Source organism: Marinobacter sp. LV10R520-4, from assembly GCF_002563815.1.
Classification (GTDB): Bacteria; Pseudomonadota; Gammaproteobacteria; order Pseudomonadales; family Oleiphilaceae; genus Marinobacter.
In genome coordinates this window covers 2945571-2966537 of the sequence record NZ_PDJM01000001.1, presented here as the reverse complement: position 1 = coordinate 2966537, position 20967 = coordinate 2945571, and the positions used below count along the sequence as shown (strand labels likewise).

Annotated in this window: 19 protein-coding genes and 4 pseudogenes; 3 read left to right on the top strand and 20 right to left on the bottom strand. The window is 52.8% G+C overall.

Annotation, left to right across the window (positions count from 1 at the left end; genetic code table 11):
• The first annotated feature begins 658 nt into the window (after nucleotides 1–658).
• The 3 genes and pseudogenes from ATG98_RS14445 to ATG98_RS14430 all read left to right on the top strand — a co-directional run.
• Entirely contained in the window at nucleotides 659–3235 is a 2577-nt protein-coding gene (locus ATG98_RS14445; protein WP_098423633.1) for an EAL domain-containing protein, read from the top strand.
• Nucleotides 3232–5205 (top strand): diguanylate cyclase, encoded by a 1974-nt coding sequence (locus tag ATG98_RS14440; protein WP_098417858.1) that lies wholly within the window; start codon nucleotides 3232–3234, stop codon nucleotides 5203–5205. Before ATG98_RS14445 ends, ATG98_RS14440 begins: the two co-directional genes overlap by 4 nt.
• Before the next feature lie 381 nt (nucleotides 5206–5586).
• Nucleotides 5587–5754, top strand: a pseudogene (locus ATG98_RS14430) (transposase); the annotation flags it as partial.
• 85 nt (nucleotides 5755–5839) lie between these two features.
• Here ATG98_RS14430 and wecA read toward each other — a convergent pair.
• The 20 genes and pseudogenes from wecA to cysD all read right to left on the bottom strand — a co-directional run bounded on the left by wecA (nucleotide 5840) and on the right by cysD (nucleotide 20967).
• Nucleotides 5840–6844, bottom strand: coding sequence for a UDP-N-acetylglucosamine--undecaprenyl-phosphate N-acetylglucosaminephosphotransferase (gene wecA, locus ATG98_RS14425; RefSeq protein WP_179888170.1), 1005 nt, complete (start codon nucleotides 6842–6844; stop codon nucleotides 5840–5842).
• Nucleotides 6845–6885: 41 nt separating this feature from the next.
• A complete protein-coding gene (locus ATG98_RS14420) occupies nucleotides 6886–7929 on the bottom strand; it encodes an SDR family oxidoreductase (protein ID WP_098424463.1) in 1044 nt (347 codons plus the stop codon).
• Nucleotides 7930–8155: 226 nt separating this feature from the next.
• The gene (locus ATG98_RS14415) at nucleotides 8156–8890 is read right to left on the bottom strand and encodes a YdcF family protein (RefSeq protein WP_098424462.1); all 735 of its coding nucleotides are present in this window, start codon (nucleotides 8888–8890) and stop codon (nucleotides 8156–8158) included.
• Between the two features lie 93 nt (nucleotides 8891–8983).
• Nucleotides 8984–9547: pseudogene (locus tag ATG98_RS14410) on the bottom strand (GDP-mannose 4,6-dehydratase); the annotation flags it as partial.
• 68 nt (nucleotides 9548–9615) lie between these two features.
• The gene (locus ATG98_RS14405) at nucleotides 9616–10149 is read right to left on the bottom strand and encodes a GNAT family N-acetyltransferase (protein WP_018403292.1); all 534 of its coding nucleotides are present in this window, start codon (nucleotides 10147–10149) and stop codon (nucleotides 9616–9618) included.
• On the bottom strand, nucleotides 10100–10435 hold the full coding sequence (locus ATG98_RS14400) for a DUF1778 domain-containing protein (RefSeq protein ID WP_098417853.1): 336 nt from the start codon (nucleotides 10433–10435) through the stop codon (nucleotides 10100–10102). Before ATG98_RS14400 ends, ATG98_RS14405 begins: the two co-directional genes overlap by 50 nt.
• A gap of 666 nt (nucleotides 10436–11101) precedes the next feature.
• Nucleotides 11102–11317, bottom strand: coding sequence for a hypothetical protein (locus tag ATG98_RS14395; RefSeq protein WP_143751479.1), 216 nt, complete (start codon nucleotides 11315–11317; stop codon nucleotides 11102–11104).
• Between the two features lie 11 nt (nucleotides 11318–11328).
• Nucleotides 11329–11460 (bottom strand): hypothetical protein, encoded by a 132-nt coding sequence (locus ATG98_RS22745; RefSeq protein WP_267283843.1) that lies wholly within the window; start codon nucleotides 11458–11460, stop codon nucleotides 11329–11331.
• On the bottom strand, nucleotides 11457–11876 hold the full coding sequence (locus ATG98_RS14390; protein WP_218925867.1) for a DUF6088 family protein: 420 nt from the start codon (nucleotides 11874–11876) through the stop codon (nucleotides 11457–11459). Before ATG98_RS14390 ends, ATG98_RS22745 begins: the two co-directional genes overlap by 4 nt.
• A 267-nt stretch (nucleotides 11877–12143) precedes the next feature.
• Nucleotides 12144–12727: pseudogene (locus ATG98_RS14385) on the bottom strand (nucleotide sugar dehydrogenase); the annotation flags it as partial.
• Between the two features lie 73 nt (nucleotides 12728–12800).
• Complete coding sequence (locus ATG98_RS14380; protein ID WP_098417851.1) at nucleotides 12801–13937, bottom strand: hypothetical protein; 1137 nt, start codon at nucleotides 13935–13937, stop codon at nucleotides 12801–12803.
• A 2-nt stretch (nucleotides 13938–13939) separates the two neighbouring features.
• Complete coding sequence (locus ATG98_RS14375) at nucleotides 13940–14317, bottom strand: hypothetical protein (protein WP_098417850.1); 378 nt, start codon at nucleotides 14315–14317, stop codon at nucleotides 13940–13942.
• Nucleotides 14318–14614: 297 nt separating this feature from the next.
• Nucleotides 14615–15334, bottom strand: a pseudogene (locus tag ATG98_RS14370) (nucleotide sugar dehydrogenase); the annotation flags it as partial.
• A gap of 41 nt (nucleotides 15335–15375) precedes the next feature.
• Complete coding sequence (locus tag ATG98_RS14365; protein ID WP_098423622.1) at nucleotides 15376–15612, bottom strand: hypothetical protein; 237 nt, start codon at nucleotides 15610–15612, stop codon at nucleotides 15376–15378.
• Between the two features lie 36 nt (nucleotides 15613–15648).
• Complete coding sequence (locus ATG98_RS14360) at nucleotides 15649–15993, bottom strand: ATP-binding protein (RefSeq protein WP_098423620.1); 345 nt, start codon at nucleotides 15991–15993, stop codon at nucleotides 15649–15651.
• Nucleotides 15994–16053: 60 nt separating this feature from the next.
• On the bottom strand, nucleotides 16054–16218 hold the full coding sequence (locus tag ATG98_RS21875) for a hypothetical protein (protein ID WP_179888168.1): 165 nt from the start codon (nucleotides 16216–16218) through the stop codon (nucleotides 16054–16056).
• 17 nt (nucleotides 16219–16235) lie between these two features.
• Nucleotides 16236–18002, bottom strand: a complete 1767-nt coding sequence (locus tag ATG98_RS14355; protein WP_098423618.1) for an SLC13 family permease — start codon at nucleotides 18000–18002, stop codon at nucleotides 16236–16238.
• A 4-nt stretch (nucleotides 18003–18006) separates the two neighbouring features.
• Nucleotides 18007–18612, bottom strand: coding sequence for an adenylyl-sulfate kinase (gene cysC, locus ATG98_RS14350; protein WP_098423616.1), 606 nt, complete (start codon nucleotides 18610–18612; stop codon nucleotides 18007–18009).
• Nucleotides 18613–18630: 18 nt separating this feature from the next.
• Entirely contained in the window at nucleotides 18631–20043 is a 1413-nt protein-coding gene (cysN, locus tag ATG98_RS14345; RefSeq protein ID WP_098423614.1) for a sulfate adenylyltransferase subunit CysN, read from the bottom strand.
• 9 nt (nucleotides 20044–20052) lie between these two features.
• Nucleotides 20053–20967: a sulfate adenylyltransferase subunit CysD gene (gene cysD, locus ATG98_RS14340; RefSeq protein ID WP_098423612.1), complete on the bottom strand. Its 915-nt coding sequence runs from the start codon at nucleotides 20965–20967 to the stop codon at nucleotides 20053–20055.

Here is a 20967-nt window from a genome sequence, read left to right as displayed (position 1 = left end):
GGGAATTAACAACAAACAACTCAGCAAATGCAACACCAATAATTTTTGACGGCATTGTGTCGAGCGCATCGATGGCAGCCCAGTTGGCATCGACGATCTTGCTACCGGCTTCGACATCTACGATGAAACCCGGGATAGCCAACTCGTAAAAAACCCGCAAATAAAACATAGGCGCTCTCGGCCCCTTTGTCGAAACTGGCCGACCTGTATCAACAGACTTCTTGCCACCTTTGATCAACATCATAGCTGCATTTTCACGCCAACTTTTTCTGAGGCCTTTTCACAGTGCAAATGTAGTGTTTCTAAACCTGTATTGTCGATAATATTTGGATTTAATATTACTATCAATGCGTAAATAATTTTAAAACAGAAAAAAACTGACAAAATTCGATTCTTGAAATTTTTTAATCGACCTAAAATCATGGCTACGAAATCACTCTGAAAAACCGAAATAAAAAATAACCTGCTGATTATTATCTAATAATTAGAGTTTATACTGATAAAAACGGTTTCAAATTTTTAAAATTATAAAATTATAAATTTTCGATTCTGGATCGAATAGAAGAGAAAAACATACTATTTTAATGTACTGTGTCTATAAAATTTTTAGTATTTAAGGAGAGAGGTTTGTACCCACTTCAGAACGGAGTGCAGCATCATGAGCGACATTGAATTTTTTGTGCTGGAAGCGCAGCAGGAAATCCATGAATTGATCGCACAGCAACGCCCGCTGGAACAGACCCTGGACGCGATAGCCGACTGGGTCGGTAGCATGATGCCCGGTGCGCTGGTTTCCATCATGCGGTTTCATCCGGACACCAACAGTCTGAGCCTGATGCCCACCAGCCGGTTTTCTGATGATTTTTTCCGGGCCATGCAGGATATTCCAGTGGCTGAGAACATGGGCACCTGCGGCACGGCGGCCTTCACCAAAAACCTGGTTATTACTGAAAATATTCAGAAGGACCCCCGCTGGGACGGTTACCATGACATTGCCGAGGCAGAGGGAGTGATTGCCTGCTGGTCAATGCCAATTCTAACCTCGAAAAAAGAGCTTCTGGGCACCTTCGCCACCTACCACCACGCCCCGGCCACCCCGACCGCGGAAGCTCAGCGCAATCTCACCCGGGGCGCTGCCCTGGTTGCCCTGGCCATTCTGCGCCAACGAGATGCTGAAGACCATCTGGCCCTTTCCGAGTGGCACCAAGCCTTGTTCAATAACCATCCGTATGGTGTCTACACCTTTGATCTGGATGGCCACTTCCAGAGCTGTAACACGGCGATGGAACGCATTACCGGCTATACGGCAGATCGCTTGTATGGCCTACACTTCAATCGCTTTGTTGAACCCGCATACCGCGCACTAACCCAGAAGGCGTTTGACAGAGCCCGAAACGGTGAGGCCCTCACCTACGAAACCATGGGCAACCACGTAGCTGGCCACCCCTACTTTCTGGAGGTCACCAACTTCCCGGTCACCATCCAGGGTGAGATTGTGGGCGTCTACGGTATCTGCCGGGACATTACCGATCGCAAAGATCAGGATACGGAGCTGCGCCTGCTCAAGCGTGGCATTGAGGCAAGCCCCAACGGTATGCTCATCGCAGACGCACGCAGTCCAGACATGCCGGCGGTCTATGCCAACCCGGCGTACGCAGATATGACCGGCTATACCCACAACGACCTTATCGGACACAACCGTCGCTTTCTTCATGGCGAAAACACGGCCCCGGAAACCCTCGAAGCCATACGGCATGGGCTGCGCCATCAAACCGAGGTCAACGTCGAACTGATTAACTACCGAAAGGATGGCACGCCTTTCTGGAACCACCTGCGGATCAGCCCGGTGTTTGATAATGACGACCTCTGCACTCACTTCATCAGCAACCAGCAGGATATTAGCCACCAAAAAGAGCAGCAAGCTCAGATTACCTACCAGGCAACCCATGACCTGCTAACCGGCTTACCTGACGAGGCCTCGTTTCAACAGAAACTGCGTGACGCACTGACTGCGGATGGTGAGCGTGGATCGTTGGCCGCCATGTATGTGGACTTGGACGGGTTCAAGCCCATCATTGACGAACTGGGACACCATGTCGGCAACCAGGTACTCATAACCACTGCCCGGCGACTGACAGATCTGACGGCGCCTGAGGCGACCGTTGCCCGGTTGGTTGGGGATAAATTTGGCCTGCTGATACCCGGCTACACGAACCGGAACGAGGTCATCCAACTTGCCGAGCGCATATTAGTACACCTTGCACAGCCGATCGACGTGGACGGCCAGATTGTTCACATCAGTGCCAGTATCGGGATTGCCTGTAACAGCACGCCTTTGGACGCCCCCCATGAACTGCTCCAGTTTGCCGATCTTGCCCTGGAGCGGGCCAAGCGGCAGGGCAGAAACACCTGGCAATGGCACAGCGGTCATAAAGCCGAGCGCAGCCGGCACAACGTGAACACGAGGCATGATCTTCACGCCGCGCTGGAGGAAAAGCAGTTTGAAATCTATTACCAGCCTCTGGTGGACGCCGTTACCGGGCGCATGCGCAGTGTGGAAGCTTTGGTGCGGTGGCATCACCCTACCCGGGGAATGGTCTCCCCCGGTGAATTCATTCCACTGGCCGAGCAAACCGGCCAGATCGTGCCCCTGGGCCTCTGGATACTCAAGCAGGCCTGCACAGAAATGGCAGACTTCAATGCCTGCCGGGAGCGGGCATTGCGGGTTGCCGTCAACATATCATCCCTGCAGTTTGTTCGTGACGGCTTCCTTGACGACGTCCGCCGGGTGCTCAACGAAACCGGCCTGCCGCCACAACTGTTGGAAATGGAAGTAACTGAAAGCGTCTTGCTGGACGGAGTCAAGCCAGTGATCGAACTGATGGAAACCCTGAAAACACTGGGCGTACGCATGGTCCTGGATGATTTCGGGACTGGCTATTCCAGCCTGAGTTATCTTCGGGATCTGCCCATTTACAAAGTGAAACTTGACCGCAGCTTTGTGGAGAAAACCACAACAGATCACCGGATGGCCGCCATCGTTCAGGCCGTGATCACCATGAGCCACCACATGGACATGATGGTGGTTGCGGAAGGGATAGAAACCCGGGAGCAGCAGGAAGACCTGGCCCGCCGGCACTGCGATATCCTGCAGGGGTACCTGTTTGCCCGGCCGATGCCTCTGGCCGAGTTGAAAAAGCTGCCTGACCTCTTGCCGGTGGGTCCTGCGACGTGAAAAGACTGAGTAAACGCCTGGCCCTCGCTACGCTTATACCTGCGCTGCTGATCACCTCGACACTGGCCCTGGTTTTTTGGTCGAATATTGAGAATCGAGTGGAGGCTGCCCGCATCACAGCTCAAACGCTGCTGGAGACTGAATACGATGTGCTCCTTCAAGGAATGAACGAGAGCCTGAATCACTCTTTGGCCATTGCAGAGTTTCCCTCTGTGGTGCAGTACCTCAGCAATGCGCAAGAAACCCAATCGCCCTATCAGGAACGCCTGCTAAAACAGAATCGGGACCAGTTGGGGGCGATTTTCAACAGCCTGTTGACCCACTTCGGCCGCTATACCCGCCTGGCCCTGATTGACACAAACGGCAATGAACACTTCCCCACACAGAGTTCCATGTCACCAGCAGCTGATCCGGGCCATGCAGATGCCCTGTACTTCCGGGAGGCCATGACACTGAAGGCGCGCAGTCTCTATGTCTCACCTCCCCATCTTGGGCCAGCAGCTGACGGCCCGGAAATCACCACGGCGGTGGTGGATATTACCGCGCCCGTGTTCGGGCAGGACGGTGAACGCCTGGGGGTACTGCTGCTCACACTGGACTGGCACTATCTGGCCAGCCGCTTGCCGCACGCCGTGGGCACGTATTCGCAGGCCCAGGCACTGCTTGTTAATGCCCAGGGCACCTCGCTGTTGCCGACCGGGAGCGGCGCCATTCCCTTTGGCAGTTCCCTGCCGATACAGTGGCCGGATGCCTGGCAGGCTATGAGTTCCTCCAACCGGGGAGAGGCGCTTCTCGGTGATCACCTGATTTTTTTCCGTACCCATGACATCCGCACTCACCATTTCCGCAGCCAAGCCGGGCAAGTCTTGGGGCTGCCGGGCACTCAGCCATGGCGTCTCGGAATCATCGTTCCGAGCCCAGGCCTCACCTACCTACTGGCTGAAAGCCCGTGGAACGGAGCGTTGGTGGTACTCGCTTATGTGCTGGCGATTGCCTTTGGTATTGGCTGGGTACTGACCAATCACCACCAGCGAATTCTGAGGGCCGGTGCGCAGCAATTGTCTCTGGAAACAAGAGATTACGCCCGGGAACTCTTCGATCTCTACGAACACGCGCCCTGCGGATACCACTCCCTGAATGAACACGGAGTGATCCTCAAGATCAACCGTACCGAACTGCAATGGCTGGGCTACAGCGCTGACGAACTCATTGGCAAACAGCTGTATCGTGAACTGGTTACCTCAGAAACCCGGGACGCTTTTGATGAAGCCTTCCGGCAAGTTTTGGGGGACAATCATAAAGGCTCGGCGGAGTGCGAACTGATGTGCCGTGATGGCAGCACCCTCCCAGTCGCGATCGAAGCCACCGCACAGACAACTTCTGACGGCTTTCAGTACAGTCGAGCCATGGTGTTCGACCGCACCGAACGAAAGCAGCTGGAAGACCTGCTGATCCAACAGTCCATGACCGACCCGCTGACGGGGCTCGGTAACCGAAGGTACCTGGAAAACCAGGCGGACATGGAAATGGCCCGGGCCCGGCGAAACGGCAAACCCCTGTGCCTGATCGCCATTGATCTTGACCGCTTCAAGCGCATTAACGACCGCTATGGTCACGATGTGGGTGATCTGGTTCTGCAGGCCTTCGCACAAACCGCACAAGAGCAGTTACGGGATGGAGATGTACTGTGCCGGATGGGCGGCGAAGAATTCACCGTACTGCTCCCTGACACCAATATGGAACAGGCCGGCATGATTGCCGAACGCCTGCGCCAGGCAGTAGAAACGACCCCCGTTGATATCGGAGCCGATCTGGTCGACGGTGGGCAGGTGGCATACACCGCGTCACTTGGCGTGACGGCTGTCCATCCTGAAGCGGGGTCACTGAAACCGGCCATAAAACGCGCCGATCAAAAGCTTTATGAGGCAAAGAAAAAGGGGCGTAACCGTGTACACTTATCTGGCGGTTGAGTGCCATCCTACAGAATTCCGACGCAACGCGAACTGAAGTTAATAACCGGGGGGTCGTGCCCATAGATGGGAGCAATGGTTTTCCTTGTGGCGTTACCCCTTCACGCTCGTCAGCCAGTTTTTGAGCTTATCTCCGCAGGGCACTTTCACCCGCACCCCAGGACATATTGGCCTGCGCAATTGTGTATTCTTGGTCAAACTGCCAGCTTCCTGCTTGAACTCCGGAGAAAAGGAACGTCGTTTCCCGGTCACCAGACACCTCGCGTAAGGCGGCAATATTACCACCTTGATTGGTGCCCGGAATCATTGTAGTGGCATAGTGAATTTGGTCACGTGATTTGAGGTGCTAAAATGCACTCAAAGATGACCGGTGATTCAATAATGACCAGAAAAGTGAGACCTCGCTCCAGCCCTGAATTTAAAGTCGAATGTGCTCAACTCGTCGTCGATCAGGGTTACTCAGTTCGAGACGCCGCACAAGCTATGGGTGTTGGTAAATCCACGCTCGACAAATGGGTTCAAAAACTGAAAAGCGAGCGCGCGGGCCAGCTAAGGCAGGGACGGATTTGAAATCCGTCCCTAGTACTGCAGGGCTAAAGCGGGGACGGATTTCAAATCCGTCCCCTGTCCACCGTCACTCCTTGCCTAGTAAGGCCGAGAAGGAGCGCCAGGCGCTTCTTAGTACCGATTCGTACACCACAAACACCATCAAAAACGCTAGCAACATCAACACTTCCGGAACCTTATACAGTTCACCAATCAAACCGACAAAGGCCATTATCGTCGCCAGAAGTGTGATTAAAATTAGAGTTTCTTTGTCGCTCAACCCGGCACGTAAAAAAATATGATGCAGATGGTCACGGCCTGCTGTCATCACGGACTGCCCGCGGCTTAAGCGGCGAATCATCACCGCCACCATGTCCATCAACGGTACCGCAATAATCCACAGTGCCGTTACCGGGCGAATGGCCGGGGCATCTTGGCTAACGCCCTGAGCCAACAACCACACAACGGAAAAGCCGATGAACATCGAACCCGCATCACCCATAAAAACCTTGCAACGCCAAGGTCCTATGCGCAAATTTGCCATTAGGTAAGGCACCATCGCCAGCGCCAGACCCGCCGCGAACATAGTTTCCACCAACGTACCACTGTTGGCAGCGTACAATGCAATCAAAGAAATCAGTGTTATCAGCGTCAAACTACCCGCCAGGCCGTCAATGCCGTCGGTCATATTAAACGCGTTGGTGGCACCAATAATCGCGGCAATGGTCAAAAATGGCCCCACCCACCCCAACTCAATCATCCCAAACCCAACCAAATCCCCAAGATGCGTAATGTGCACCCCCGAGTAAATCACCAGCACAGCGCCCAATACCACTTGAATCAGCAGGCGGAACCGCGCCGACAGTTCACGCGCATCGTCCAGAGCACCCACTACCACCAGCAACAGCGCGCACAGCCAGAACACCACGTATTCAGACATCAGCGGCATCCACAAAAACCACGCCGACAGCAAACCGACGAACACACTGATTCCGCCAACAAGCGGAACTGCGCCAACGTGCTGTTTACGCTCGCAAGGCGTGTCTAATAAATCCATCGCGGGCGCAAGCGCTTTAAATACCATCAATGCCAAAAACGCAACACCTATCGCTGTCGAAAGAAAAAAAAGCGTATTCATAGCGCAACGACCAAACGTTGCGAGTGCCTGGCCATATACCAGGGCACGGCCACAGCCAGACCGGTAAAAATGTTGTGGCTAGGCTTGTATCCCAGACAGCGGGAAATTTTGGAGGTATCCGCCTGCGAATGGCGCACATCGCCGGCGCGGAAGTCGTTGTAAACCGGTTTTTGCTTGTAATGAATGCCGTTAATTGCCAACACGCTGGCAATACCATTGAAGAGCTCGATCAACGACGTGCAATCGCCAATGGCAACGTTATAAACCTCGTTTTTACAACTTTCTTCCGCTGTAGCGGCCAAAATATTGGCCTGCACCGCGTTGGCCACAAAACAGAAATCGCGAGACGTTTCACCGTCACCATAAATATTCACTGGATTATCCGCCAGCATGGCGTCTGTCCACTTTGGGATAACCGCCGCATACGGGCCATTGGGATCTTGGCGCGGGCCGAACACATTGAAATACCGCAGCCCTATGCAATTAAATTTGTAACTGCGCGCAAATACCGCCGCGTACTGCTCGTTAACCAGTTTGGTCACTGCGTAAGGCGACAAAGGCTGACCAATCTGGTCTTCGACTTTTGGCAACGCCGGATGATCACCATAGGTGGAGCTAGACGCGGCGTAGGTAAAACTCGATACGCCTTCCTCTTGGGCAGCCACCAACACATTCAAAAAGCCATTGATGTTGGCGTTATGGGTATTAATAGGATCCGCCAGGGAGCGCGGCACCGAACCCAGCGCCGCCTGGTGCAGAACATGGTCCACACCATTCACCGCGTCTTTGCAGGTCTGCAAATCGCAGATGTCACCTTCAATAAACAGGAAATTTTTCCATTGCATCGGCTCAACCAGATTCCGCACCTCGGCCAGATTTTTCGGGTGCCCGGTTGCGTAGTTGTCCAGTCCCACCACAGACTGGCCATTCTCCAGCAGCCACTGCAGCAAATGAGAGCCAATAAAACCGGCTACGCCAGTCACTAACCACACCTTAGGGTTCTCCCTAAGGTGGTTACGGCGGATTAAAAACGCATTCATCATCAGATCATCCTTATCAAAATGCAGTCGACATCGGCTTATAAACCTAAAAAAGAATACATAAATTCATTATGAGTAGAATACATTGCGACAATTACTCGTTTCAAGTACTTTTTAGGCAAAAAAATGCCGCCAAATTAATGGCAGAGAGGAAAAAAGAAAAAAGGAAAAAAAAGGGGACAGATTCCAAATCTGTCCCCTTTTAAAAAATAAATCTGTCCCCGTTTTATATCAGGCGCCCAACCCACTCCTTCAGCGCCGAACCGCTGTCATCCAGCGCCCTAGCCGACGGCAACCATAGCCGCCAGCGCGGTGCCGGATAGGCACTGTGGTCCGTCGCTACGGCGATCACCTCTAACCCCACCCCCTGAAACAGCGCCAACGCGCGGGACATATGCAAAGCCGAGGTCACCAGCAGCACCCGATCAATCTGCCGTTTTGCCAAAATCTCGCGTACAAACACGGCATTCTGGCCCGTGGTGCGGCTGCGTTCCTCCAACACCATTGCCGAAGCAGGCACTCCAAAATCCGTCAACAGAATGCGCATCGCCTCTGCCTCTGACATGCGACTAAACCGATCGTCGCTGCCACCCGCCAGCACCAACAATGGCACCTTACCCGCATGAAAAAGCCTGGCCGCATGCCACACCCGGTCGGCACTGCTCCCTAGGTCCGGATAGTTCTCTTGGTAACTCGCAGGGCGAACGCCCCCACCCAACACCACAGCTGCTGCAGCACTGGGCAACTGCTCCATCGTCAACGCAGGGTAAGGCGCCTCCAGATGTTGCTGCGCCCACAAACTCACCACCGGTAAAGACCAGCCCCACAGCCACAACAATGCAAATAACCCGCACGCCATCGCCAGGCGACGGAAACGCAAAGCCGAACACAGCAAAGCAAAGCTTCCCAGGAGCAACGCACTGCCCAGTGGGGAAATTAAAAATATGACGAGTTTTGACATAAAAAACATACGGGTACCCGATAGCTATACGGAGGAATGAATCGGTTCACTCTGCCCTTAATCAGCGGTGTCAAATCCGGGTATTTAAATTCGTCAATCGACGTTGGCGCGGTACCAGGGCATCGCTTTGGTTATGCCCTCTTGAATCGGAAATTCGGGTGCATATCCCAAGTTGTCTTTAGCTTTTTCAATACTGGCCTGAGAGTGCCGAACATCACCCGCCCGAAACTCCCGATACACCGGCTGTTTTTCGTAAGGGCGCCCAAGAATTGTCAGTGCGCGTGCGAGAGATTCAAACAAAATATTCAGCGTGGTTCGGTCACCAAAAACAACGTTGTAAACCTCGCCCCTTGCAGCCTCGGGTGCAGTCGCCGCCAAAAGATTCGCCTGCACCGCGTTCTCGATAAAACAAAAATCCCGACTGGTTTCGCTATCGCCATTCACATACTTGGTCACCGCGTAGGGCGACAGCGGCTTACCAATCACACCCTCTACCTTGGGCAAGGCGGAGTGATCGCCATAGGTAGAGCTGGATGCGGCATAAGTAAAACTCTGGACCCCGGCATCCCGCGCCGCCACCACCAGCATATTAAGAAAACCGGAAACGTTGGCAGCATTGGTGGCAATGGGGTCGTTAATAGAGCGTGGAACAGAACCCTACGCACATGCGTTTCAGGGCATTCCCGGTGGCGAAACGCGTTAGCAATGGAAACGACATCCTTGACTTACGGATCACCTAGTGTCTGTGCGATGGCATCGCAGATATCAATGGGAAGCCAAAGCTTTAGGCCGCTCTCATCGATAATCTCGAAATCATCACCGCCCCGGCTAAGGTAAAACGCCTTCGCGTCATTGTCTTTTGCGTCAATCACCAAGCCGACACCCCCGACTCTTTTGGAGGTCTCTGATGCTTCTTTGATCGCAAAGGTGAGAAGGCGCTTTCCGTAGCTGGAGCCCTTGTATCGATTGTCGACGGCCATTTTTGCAAGGAGTAAGGCAGGGACAGGATTTTTCAGTTTCCGCGCAGGCTTGCACTCAACGGGTAGGTCAACGGTTGTGTAGGTTAGCGTGATGTACGCCATGATCGTGTTTGGATCGGAGGGGGCTTCTATCACGAATGTTCGGGTTATTCGCTTGTCAGATGAAGCTCTGGCGCTGTGAGCCAGGAATTCATTCAGGTCAGCATAACCGCAATCAAAAGCCTTGCGGTTATGGCGTTTCTGGATCGGCGTGAGCCTCGTTTGTTGCGTTAGTGTCATTTACGGATTCCTTGTAGTCGAGCGCATCCTGCATGAGCTTGCTCGATGGCTTCCGAGGTTTCCGATCCAAGATTTCCAGCATCCTATTTCCTGTTTCAATAGAAACCCGAATGCGGGTAATCCGATCCACCACTTCTTCAGCTTTTGAGCGGGCTGAATCAATGAGAAACTGGCTCATTGTCATCCCAGATAGCTCAGCAGCTTGCGCGATAAATTGCTGCGTTTGTGTATCCACTCGTGCGACGAGACGGGGATCTTTACCCGCCTGATTAGTCTGAGTTTTCATTCCATTACTCCCAGTATTTAGATGACTTCCCGACCGAGCGTTTTTTCTTAAATGGCCATTATTGGTCAGTGTCGGAAACGATGATAACAAGAGTTCTCATCTATGTCAATTTGTGTGACAAAACGGCACACAGGGTTTGGGGCTATGGACTTGAAGAGGTCCAGCCTTCGGCCTTCAACGACCAGGTGTGTTGCTCTGGTGCGTTAAATTAATTGGAAGCGCCTGCAATTTTCTGTGGAAGGCGCTAAAAAATAAAGTTGGTAACTTTGTCCCAGCATTACACTCCTTATCGACAGCAGATCAGTGGCTTACCCCATTAGTTACCAACTTTATTACCTTGTTACCAACTTTATTATCACGCCACAATAGCCCAAACTACGATTTAACGGATCACTCCACCGTAACGCTCTTTGCCAAGTTACGGGGTTTGTCTACGTCGGTGCTTTTTCCTGGGCTTGGCCCAGAGAGTGAATAACAACAGGGTGCACACACTCGAATTGAAATCTGTTCCGGTTTATACAAGTAGGGGCAGATTTGAAATCTGCCCCTCTATTGTCACGGCCACATCGGGGCTAAACCGGGGACGGATTTGAAATCCGTCCCCTTTCGGCATCACGTCCAACCCCGGGGACAGATTTTAAATCTGTCCCCGGGGTTGGCTTCTACCTACAACACTTGATGGGTCAGGTCCGTCAACGTCTGCAACGCTTCGTCCCACTGCACGGGCGATTCGTGATAAACCAGAGGCCCAATGAACTCTTCGTATCGTTCTTTGTGGATGGGCTCTCTCTGTAAGCACGCCAGCCCATGCAGCATCTCGGCCCTAGGGTCAGTCAGAAATTCCTCATGCTGACGCCCTAAATGCTCAGCGTCTGTTTTCATCACTATTTGAATCAACGACTGGCGGTCTCCAACTCCAAGAGCTTCAGCAATTGAACCGCATAATAGTCTTTCTCAACAATTGCAGGCCGTTCAATACCAAGCGCGTCTGCAACATCCGCCAACAGCGATGTATCTAAACTCATGCAGCGACCGTCTCAACCATTAGGCGATACTTTCCGTAAAAAATGCTGCGACTGAAGTCGCCGTAAACGCGAACAGTTACCCGCGCCGGAATCTGGGTAGACCCAGATTGGTAGTCCCGCTCGGCCCCGGTCGGCTCCCAGCGAACGCCCAAACGACTTAAGGCTTCCTTAGAGACCTGATCAAAGCCGCCGGGAGCCGCCAGCATTGTTTTGCCCGTAATCCGGTTAGGGCGCGCCTTTGCGTAGAGACCCTGGCCAATTCGAGCGAGTCGCCCTCGTGCTTCGAGCCCCCTCAAAGCGCGGCCAATCTGATCGTAGGCGCCTAAAGCTTTAAAGTCGGACCTTAGGAACACGATTCGCCGACTTTTCCGGATTTTCTCGCGAATTCTGAATTCAAGAGTAGGTGTGCGCATCATCGTGACGCCCCAGGCGGTTCATGACTTTATCCACTTATAACCAATAACAGTAAATCTGTTAAAAAAATACGACACTAGAATATCTATATTAGATCATAACTATTTGTTTTAAATTACTAAATAGACCGTTATCGAAGAAAAAAACGCCGCAAATACGGGAAATGAATGGGGTACAGGTGGCTACCAGGGCCGCCGGCCAGCATGATTTACTGGTTGGCAAACCGAGACCCAGACCGGAGACAGATTTGAAATCCGTCCCCTATCCTCCATGCCGTCGTTGATGCGGCGCTCGGCCAGAATGATTTCTGGGTAATAGCCAATAGCCTGGGCTTTGTGGGTCAGGTAGTAGGGATCTACCCCAATACAGTGTCCATCCACCAGGCCGGGTTTGAACGGCAGGAAGTTCCACTTGGTGCCAGCGGCGGCCAGTACTTCGTGGGTGTCGATGTTCATGCGCCGGAAAATCATCGCCAGTTCGTTCATCAGCGCGATGTTCACATCCCGCTGGGTGTTTTCAGTCACCTTGGCGGCTTCGGCCACGCGAATAGAGCTGCAAACCGGGGACGGATTTGAAATCCGTCCCCTACCACGATGTCGCCGGCTTTCAATACCTTGCCCACGGTTTCACTGGCTTTGATCAGCGGCGTTAAATCCGGGGCTTTGAACTGGTCAATCGGCGTGGGCACGGTGATGATGAACACCGAGCACTCACGCAAGTCTTCCAACTCGGTGGTGAACGATAACAGCGACACCTCCGCCAATTCCTCGCGGGACACCTCCTGGGTCACATCCATTCCATCGCGCAGCTGTTGCACGCGGGTAGTGTTGATGTCAAAGCTGATCACCCGGCGCTAAGAAGCACACTCGCCGCGGTCTTCTTCTGTCTGCTCTGAGGCGTTTGGTGAAAAGGTTGCGTCTAGGAAATTAGTCAGCATTTACTTTATTGAAAATAGACACATCAATATTGCCGTTTTTCAGTGTTTCCCGCCCACTTATCGCTACACGATTTTCATACACAAAGGCATCCATTACTTCGTCAAAAATTTCTGAAGAAAAAGCACAAACATGATCCCTGTTATCCGATGTTTGCCGAAGCGTGAACGACAAATTATCTCGATCCATCTGAGACACAAGGCCTTCAAGGGTGGTTATTTTTTCTTCCTTGTTTCTCACCGACTGAAGCGCTCTTTTAACGTGTTTCGATGCATCACGATCGAGTCGGAAGCTTTTATCGGCTTGGCCCAGTATGGTTCCACCTACCTCGAACTCTGTCACCGTGCCGGAAAGCGGAGGCACCAGTTTTTCCAAAGCTTCCAGCAGCTCGATATCGAGTGTTTCCAGTGTGATGTCACCGTCCTTTATTCCAGTAGACCTGGTAATTGCATCGGCCAACGTGTTGCCAATTAGAAGCATTTCGGCATCGTCTTCATCTTGAAGTAGTCTTTCCTGCTGCGTATTGGGCAAGCTGAACGCCACTTCAAAACTATTGTAGGCAAAATGCTGCACAGGTAAATCATACAGCCGCCTTCTGGAGTTACTAGCACGGCCTTGCTTGCCAGGTTCTTTGAATACATGGGCGGCCGTTTTCCTTAAAGCGGTGCTGGCACCCTCAACCACCTGCCTGATCACGCTGGCAGGTACGGTTCCAGCTGACAAACCTTCACCAATAGCCCGCAAACGAAAAGCAGGTTGAAGATGGGCCCAAAGCATTCGCCCCTTCTCTGGCAGTATAGACTCTGGCAATTCCGCAAGTGTCGTTCGCCAAGCATTTTTTGGACAAAAAGAATGGCTAGTTTCAAGTACCCATAAAAGCGGCTGATCGAGTGCGGCTCTAACGGTAAGCGAACCGCTTTCAAGCTTAGCCAGCATACGATCGTCTGTCGGCACAACAACAAAACGCATGCTGCTTTCATTTTCGTCCACCAACATGAAAAGCGCGGTGCACAATCGCGTTTGAGCGGAGAATAGACGAGGCCCATCAACATCAATCAAAACACTTTGAATCTCAAACCCGTCAAAATCGCTGGAGCTACAGGCCAGACCTTTTATGTTCCAGTCCATTGTTAACACTCACTGCTTAACGTGAAGGTAACGGCGCGCTCTACACCTTCGAATGGCCACCAAGTTAAGTGCGATGGCCGTATTTTGGTTGGTGTGGCTTTGATCTTACCCTGATCTGCGGTCAGCTCTCCACAAAAAACCAGTTTACCCAGTTTTGGAAAGAGCGTTGTTATGTGCCTTGCTTCAGACGGGTTGCGGAACACCGACAAACCGTGGCGTATGCACTGATTGCCTGTCGAAGGCTTATTCAGCTCAGCGTGTGTTTGAAAGTCGCTGAGTGCCGGAGGATCTTGCCGGCAAACACGATACACCTCACCAAGCGCCTGCTCAGCATCTGCTGGTGGGCAGCTTTCTGGCCAGTTTTCAGGAAAGCCTGTCATGCCTTTAATGTTCCATTTTAAGTTATATGATTTTAATAAATTGATTGTCGTCGCAAATTGCTTATAACGTCAAGAAACACGAGCCAATCTTGGCGGAAACCCAATTCTCTCAAAAATCCGCTGCGCCGCTACCGAAAGGTAATAATTTCATGATTTTATCTCACGTATAGCCTTACAACTGTAAATCTAAAACAGCCAACCCGCATCACGCCCAGCCAGGGGGACAGATTCTAAATCTGCCCCCTACATCACCGCCAGACCGGGGACGGATTTGAAATCCGTCCCCTATCCTCCGCTCTACAACCGCAAATCCGAAGCACCCAACGCCAACACTCCCTTCAAATCAAACAGCACCCCACCCGGCTGCAGCAGCGCGCGGAAGTCGGTTTCTGAAAGGCAGGTATATTGTTTATGAGCCACCGCAATCACCAATGCGTTATAGGTGCCAGGCTGTGGCTGTTCTACCAACGTCAGGCCAGCAAACAGGGGACGGATTTCAAATCCGTCCCCTATCTTCGTTGTTGGCCCAGCTGTCGGTCACGTCTACCTGGCAGCCGAACTCACCCAGCTCTTTGATCAGGTCCACCACTTTGGTGTTGCGCAGGTCTGGGCAGTTTTCTTTGAAGGTCAGGCCCATGATCAACACGCGGGAGCCGGAGATGGTTTGGCCGTTGCGGATCATGGGGCCCACACCGGGGACAGATTTCAAATCTGTCCCCTATCCTCCATGCCGTCGTTGATGCGGCGCCCGGCCAGGATGATTCCGGGGTGGTAACCCACAGCCTGGACTTTGTGGGTCAGGTAGTAGGGGTCTACCCCAATACAGTGCCCACCCACCAGGCCGGGTTTGAACGGCAGGAAGTTCCACTTGGTGCCAGCGGCGGCCAGTACTTCGTGGGTGTCGATGTTCATGCGCCGGAAAATCATCGCCAGTTCGTTCATCAGCGCGATGTTCACATCCCGCTGGGTGTTTTCAATCACCTTGGCGGCTTCGGCCACGCGAATAGGGCTGGCTTTGAGCGGCAACTGTCAAATTATCTGTCGCCTATGCTCAATTCTTAAGCCGCAGCCTCCAAGGCATCTTCAATGCGGTAAAAGTCGGCTAATATGCCTTCCAGCTGATCGGAGTTCTCTGCTCTGTCTTTTTCACTTTCACCAGCATCAAGCGGTGCCATTCGCCCTTGTATTTGCGGGTATACAGTGTCGGATGCCCGTTTTAACTCGGTGCCGTTGGCGTAATTGTCAGCAAGGGCACAGGAGTGTTTGCGCTTCTGGGCTTTGGCGGTTGGAAACATGTTGCCAGAGTCGTGTTTAGCCCCAAACAACAGTGCCTAGTCAAAATTACGGCCATCTACCCAAATAAGTTCGACGCTGGGTGTTTGAATCTGCGGCTGCAGGGCGATTTGCCCGGCGGTAGTGCTCTTGCCCATGCCTGGGCTGCCCACAATCAGGCAGCAGTGGTGAATGGCCAGTTGCTCAATGTTATGCAGCCACAAGCCACAATTTTTACGGTAAATCGCCGGGTGCTGGGCCAGTAAAGCGTCTAGCTCATTCGCGCCGTAAATATCCGCGGTGGCACGAATAAATGGCTGCATAGCCTGCAAAACGGTGTCTTTGTTGTAGGATTTGAGTGAACAAGCGGTCACCAAAAAGTACCGCTTGGGAGGCACCTGCACTTTCTGCTGCTTTCTTGGCCGCGCCTGCGATAGAGCGGCTATGTTTTTGTAGCGTTTTGCCTAGCTTACCCAAACATCCCCGTCTGCGGTTACGTGCTTGCAATCAATACCGCCGTCTGGCTCTTCACCGCAACGCTCAAAAGCTACCGAGTGCACCGCCGAGAGTATGTCGGTTGCGAGGGTTTCGAAGCCTGAGGGCGAGAGGGATGAATAGCTGCGGGGCATTAGTAGGCTGTTTCAAATTAAAACTCCCAAAACAAAGGCACTAAAGATAAAACGACCGCACCCGCCAGCAGGCTGAGCGGAAGGCCGATACGAACATAATCCCCGAAACGATACCGTCCCGGGCCGAACACCATAAGGTTGGTTTGATAACCAAGCGGAGTAATAAAAGAAGCCGAAGCGGCAAACATTACGGCTACAGCGTAAGGCAGAAAGTTAACGCCAAGTTGTTGTGAAACCGCCAACGCTATGGGAAACATTAATACAGCAGCCGCATTGTTGGTGATCATTTCGGTAAACGCCGCTGTCAGAAAATAAATCAACGCCAGGGCAACCCAGGGACTTAGCTCACCAAACCCCAGGAGACCGCCCGCAACCCATGCAGCAGCGCCCGTGACGGTCATTGCATTGCCCAGCGCAAACGACGCCGCAATCACCACCAGTACTGGCAGATCCACACTGCGCCGTGCCCGGCTAGCGGTGATGCAACCTGAAACAATCATCGCACCAGCGGCCAGAAATGCAGCCTCCATAATCTGCAATAAACCGGATGCACTGGCCAGCACCATCAGCCCAAGTATTGCCAGCGCTCTGGGGGCTTTGTGAAAATCCGGCGGGGTTGAATCGTTGAGCGCACTAACCAGTAAAAAATCCCTACGGAACCGGTAATGCTCTACAAACTGATGACTCGCTTCAAGTAAAAGAGTGTCCCCTAACCGGAAGGTAATATCGCCAAGCTTGCCGGGTACCCGCTTACCGTCGCGGGACAGGGACAGAATCACTGCACTGAAACGGGTACGAAACTGACTATCACGAATCGTCTTACTCAAAGCCGGGAATTCAGGCCCCAATACGACTTCTACTAGGCACCGCTGATGATTAGCCACATCCATCTTATGAACACTGCCATTGGCCGGTTTCAGACCTTGAATTCGGCGTAGTTCACTGGCGCATTCCGGAGCGCCCACAAAATAAAGACGATCGCCCGACTGCAGCATCCGGTCAGGCTCTACAGCGGTTATAAGGCGCCCACCACGATCAATTTCAGTAAGATAGCCGTAGCTCAGAGCGCGCAAACCGGCTTCTGAGATAGTCTTGCCGACCAGTGGCCCGGGACCCACTACTTCAACCTCAACGCCGTACTCCCGCACAAGATCGAGCTCTTCCGCAACGCCACCTCGGTCTGGAAGAATTCGGGAAGCAAACAGAACTAAAAAAGTGCCCCCAACAAAAAATAAAGGAACCCCAACCCAGGCTAACTCAAACAACCCCAAATGAATGCCAAGGTTGCTCTGCAACATGCCATCCACAACCAAGTTGGTGCTGGTCCCGATCAACGTGCAGGTACCGCCAAGAATGGCCGCATAGCTCAAAGGGAGCAGCAGCTTGGAAGCAGGGATACCTAAGCGCTGCGCCCAAGCCTGAATTGCGGGAATGAACATTGCCACCACGGCGGTGTTATTCATAAAACCACTGAGAATACCCGTCGGCAAAATCATCCTCAGTTGCGCCCCTTTTTCCGTTTTAGGGTGGCCCAGCAGCAGGCGCGCAATCCACTGCACGGCGCCCGTTTCTTTAAGCCCGGCAGCCACCACATACAACGTGGCAATTGTAATCACCCCGGGATTGCCGAAGCCTGCCAACGCCTCCGCCGGCCCCAGAATGCCTGTTATCAACAAAAACGCCAAAGCTGCCATCAGAACCAGGTCGGCAGAAACACGAGTAAGCGCCAGAGCCGACAACACCGAAAACAGTGTTATCAAAGTAACGATGCCTTGCCACTCCATGGAACTAATCCTTGCGGGCTATCATTTCCCGCTCAAGCAGGTAGGCGATAAGACCTTCCACGCAATCAACGACTGACATGCGAGATGTGTCCAGGCATAGCTCCGGATGGGGAGGCCGTTCGTAGGGGGAATTGATACCGGTAAAGTCCTTGATTTGACCAGAACGTGCTTTTTGATACAGCCCCTTTGGATCACGGGATTCGCAGGTCTCGATAGGTGTATTCATGAACACCTCGATAAACTCACCCGCCGGGAAAAGCTTACGCACCAAGCGCCGATCACTGGTGAAGGGCGAGATGAACGCACTCATGACAATCAGGCCAGCGTCTGCAAACAACTTACACACCTCGCCCACCCGGCGAATGTTTTCTTCCCGGTCGTGGTCTGAAAAGGCCAAATCTTTGCACAAGCCGTGGCGAACGTTGTCCCCATCCAGCAAAAACGTATGATAACCCCGGTTATGCAATGCCACGTCCAGCGCATTGGCAATGGTGGACTTGCCAGAGCCGCTCAACCCCGTAAACCACAGCAAGCAAGGCTTTTGGTTCTTGTTCTCGGCGCGCTGAGAACGGACCACTTTGTGATCGTGCCAAACAATATCGTCTGCCAAAACAGAATCCCTCTTGAATCAAACAGATTTACAGGCCCACTCGGGGTAGTTTTCACGGATGAAACTGTTGAGGTTACGCTCTGCTTCATTATACTCCCGCGCTGATAAGTCACCCGCGCCATCCAACGCACGCTCCACCATACCCGCTGCTACGGTTACGTTGGTAAGCCGGTCAATCAGGATGAAAGCGCCGGTGCCCGGATGGCTCTGGTAGTTTTCCATCACCACCGGCTCCGTCAACTGCAAATCACACAAGCCGATGGCGTTCAACTCCAACCCGCCGGCAATCTGCTTATGGCGCTCAAGCGTGTTTATGTCGACTTCCTCCAGCACCTCATTGACGAAACAACTGGTCACTTTGGTGCCTATTTTTATTCCGTATTCACGCCCCGGCACCAGCGCTCTCTCGTTCATCCAGACCAAATGGGCGGCAAAGCGCTCGCCCATGGCAGGTTCCTGACCGGCGTGTACCAGCAAATCACCCCGGGAAATATCGATTTCATCTTCCAGAGTGAGGGTGATCGCATCACCCGGCCATGCAATCTCAATTTCGCCTTCATAAGTTTGAATGCTCTTTACTCGGGAGCTCCTGCCCGAGGGCAATACGGCTAATACGTCACCTTTATGCACCACACCACTGGCCACGGTGCCGCAGTAGCCACGGAAATTGAGGTTAGGGCGGTTTACATACTGCACAGGGAAACGCAAGTCGGTTACGTTGTGGTCTTCACGCAGCTCTACCTGCTCCAGAATGTTCATCAACGTCTCGCCGTGATACCAGGGCATGCCTTCGCTCCGATTAACCACGTTATCCCCGTTCAGGGCAGAGATGGGCACGTAGTAAACGTCTTTCAGGCCCAGTTGTGCCGCGAGTTTCTCGTACTCGGCGCGGATTTTATGGAACACGTCTTCGGAGTAATCCACCAGATCCATCTTATTGATGGCGACAACGATGTGCTTCAGGCCCAGCAGACTGACAATGAAGCTGTGCCGGCGGGATTGAGTAAGCACCCCTTTACGAGCATCAATAATCACCACGGCGAGATCACAGGTGGATGCTCCCGTTACCATATTACGGGTGTATTGCTCGTGCCCCGGGCAGTCACCAATAATGAACTTGCGCTTGTCGGTGGAAAAATACCGATAGGCGACATCAATGGTAATACCTTGCTCGCGCTCTGACGCAAGACCGTCTACCAGCAACGCCAAATCAAGCGCTTCACCGGCATTGCCTTGGCGTTCATTGTCTTTGTGAAGTGAGGCAAGGTGATCTTCAAAAATCAGTTTGGAATCGAACAACAGACGACCGATTAGCGTCGACTTGCCATCGTCTACGCTGCCGCAGGTCAGAAAACGCAGCAGGTCTTTGTTCTCGTGTTGATCCAGGTACGCGAGGATGTCGGATTCAATCAATTCAGATGCGTGTGACATAACAGCTCCTTAGAAGTACCCTTCGCGTTTTTTTTGCTCCATGGACGCCGAAGAATCGTGGTCAATCACACGGCCCTGGCGTTCCGATGTTTTGGTCAGAAGCATCTCCTGAATAATCTCCGGCAGGGTGGTCGCATCAGATTCTACGGCGCCGGTCAGTGGGTAGCAGCCCAGAGTGCGGAAGCGAACCATCTTCATCTCCGGGGTTTCACCGGGTGCCATGGGCATTCTGTCGTCGTCTACCATAATCAGAGTGCCGTCACGCTCAACAACCGGGCGCTTGGCAGCCAGGTACAGCGGGACAATATCGATGTTCTCCAGGTAGATATATTGCCAGATATCCAGCTCGGTCCAGTTAGACAAAGGGAATACGCGAATGCTTTCGCCTTTGTTGACCTTGCCGTTATACAGGTTCCAAAGTTCTGGGCGCTGGTTTTTGGGATCCCACCGGTGGAACTTATCCCGGAACGAATAGACTCGCTCCTTGGCACGGGATTTTTCTTCATCGCGGCGAGCACCGCCGAAAGCGGCATCAAACCCGTGCTTTTCCAGCGCCTGTTTGAGCGCCTGAGTCTTCATCACATCGGTATGTTTGGCGCTGCCATGGGTAAATGGCCCCACACCTTGCGCTACGCCTTCCTGATTGGTGTGCACAATCAACTTCAAGCCCAGTCGCTGTGCCAGTTCGTCCCGGAATTTGATCATCTCGCGGAACTTCCACGTGGTGTCTATGTGCATCAGTGGAAACGGCAGTTTACCCGGGGCGAAGGCCTTTATCGCCAGGTGCAGCATGACCGCTGAATCTTTGCCAACGGAATACAGCATCACCGGGTTATCAAATTCGGCCGCCACTTCGCGGATGATGTGGATCGACTCGGCCTCAAGCTGTTTGAGGTGGGTTTTCTTAGGGGGGGTTGACGTCAT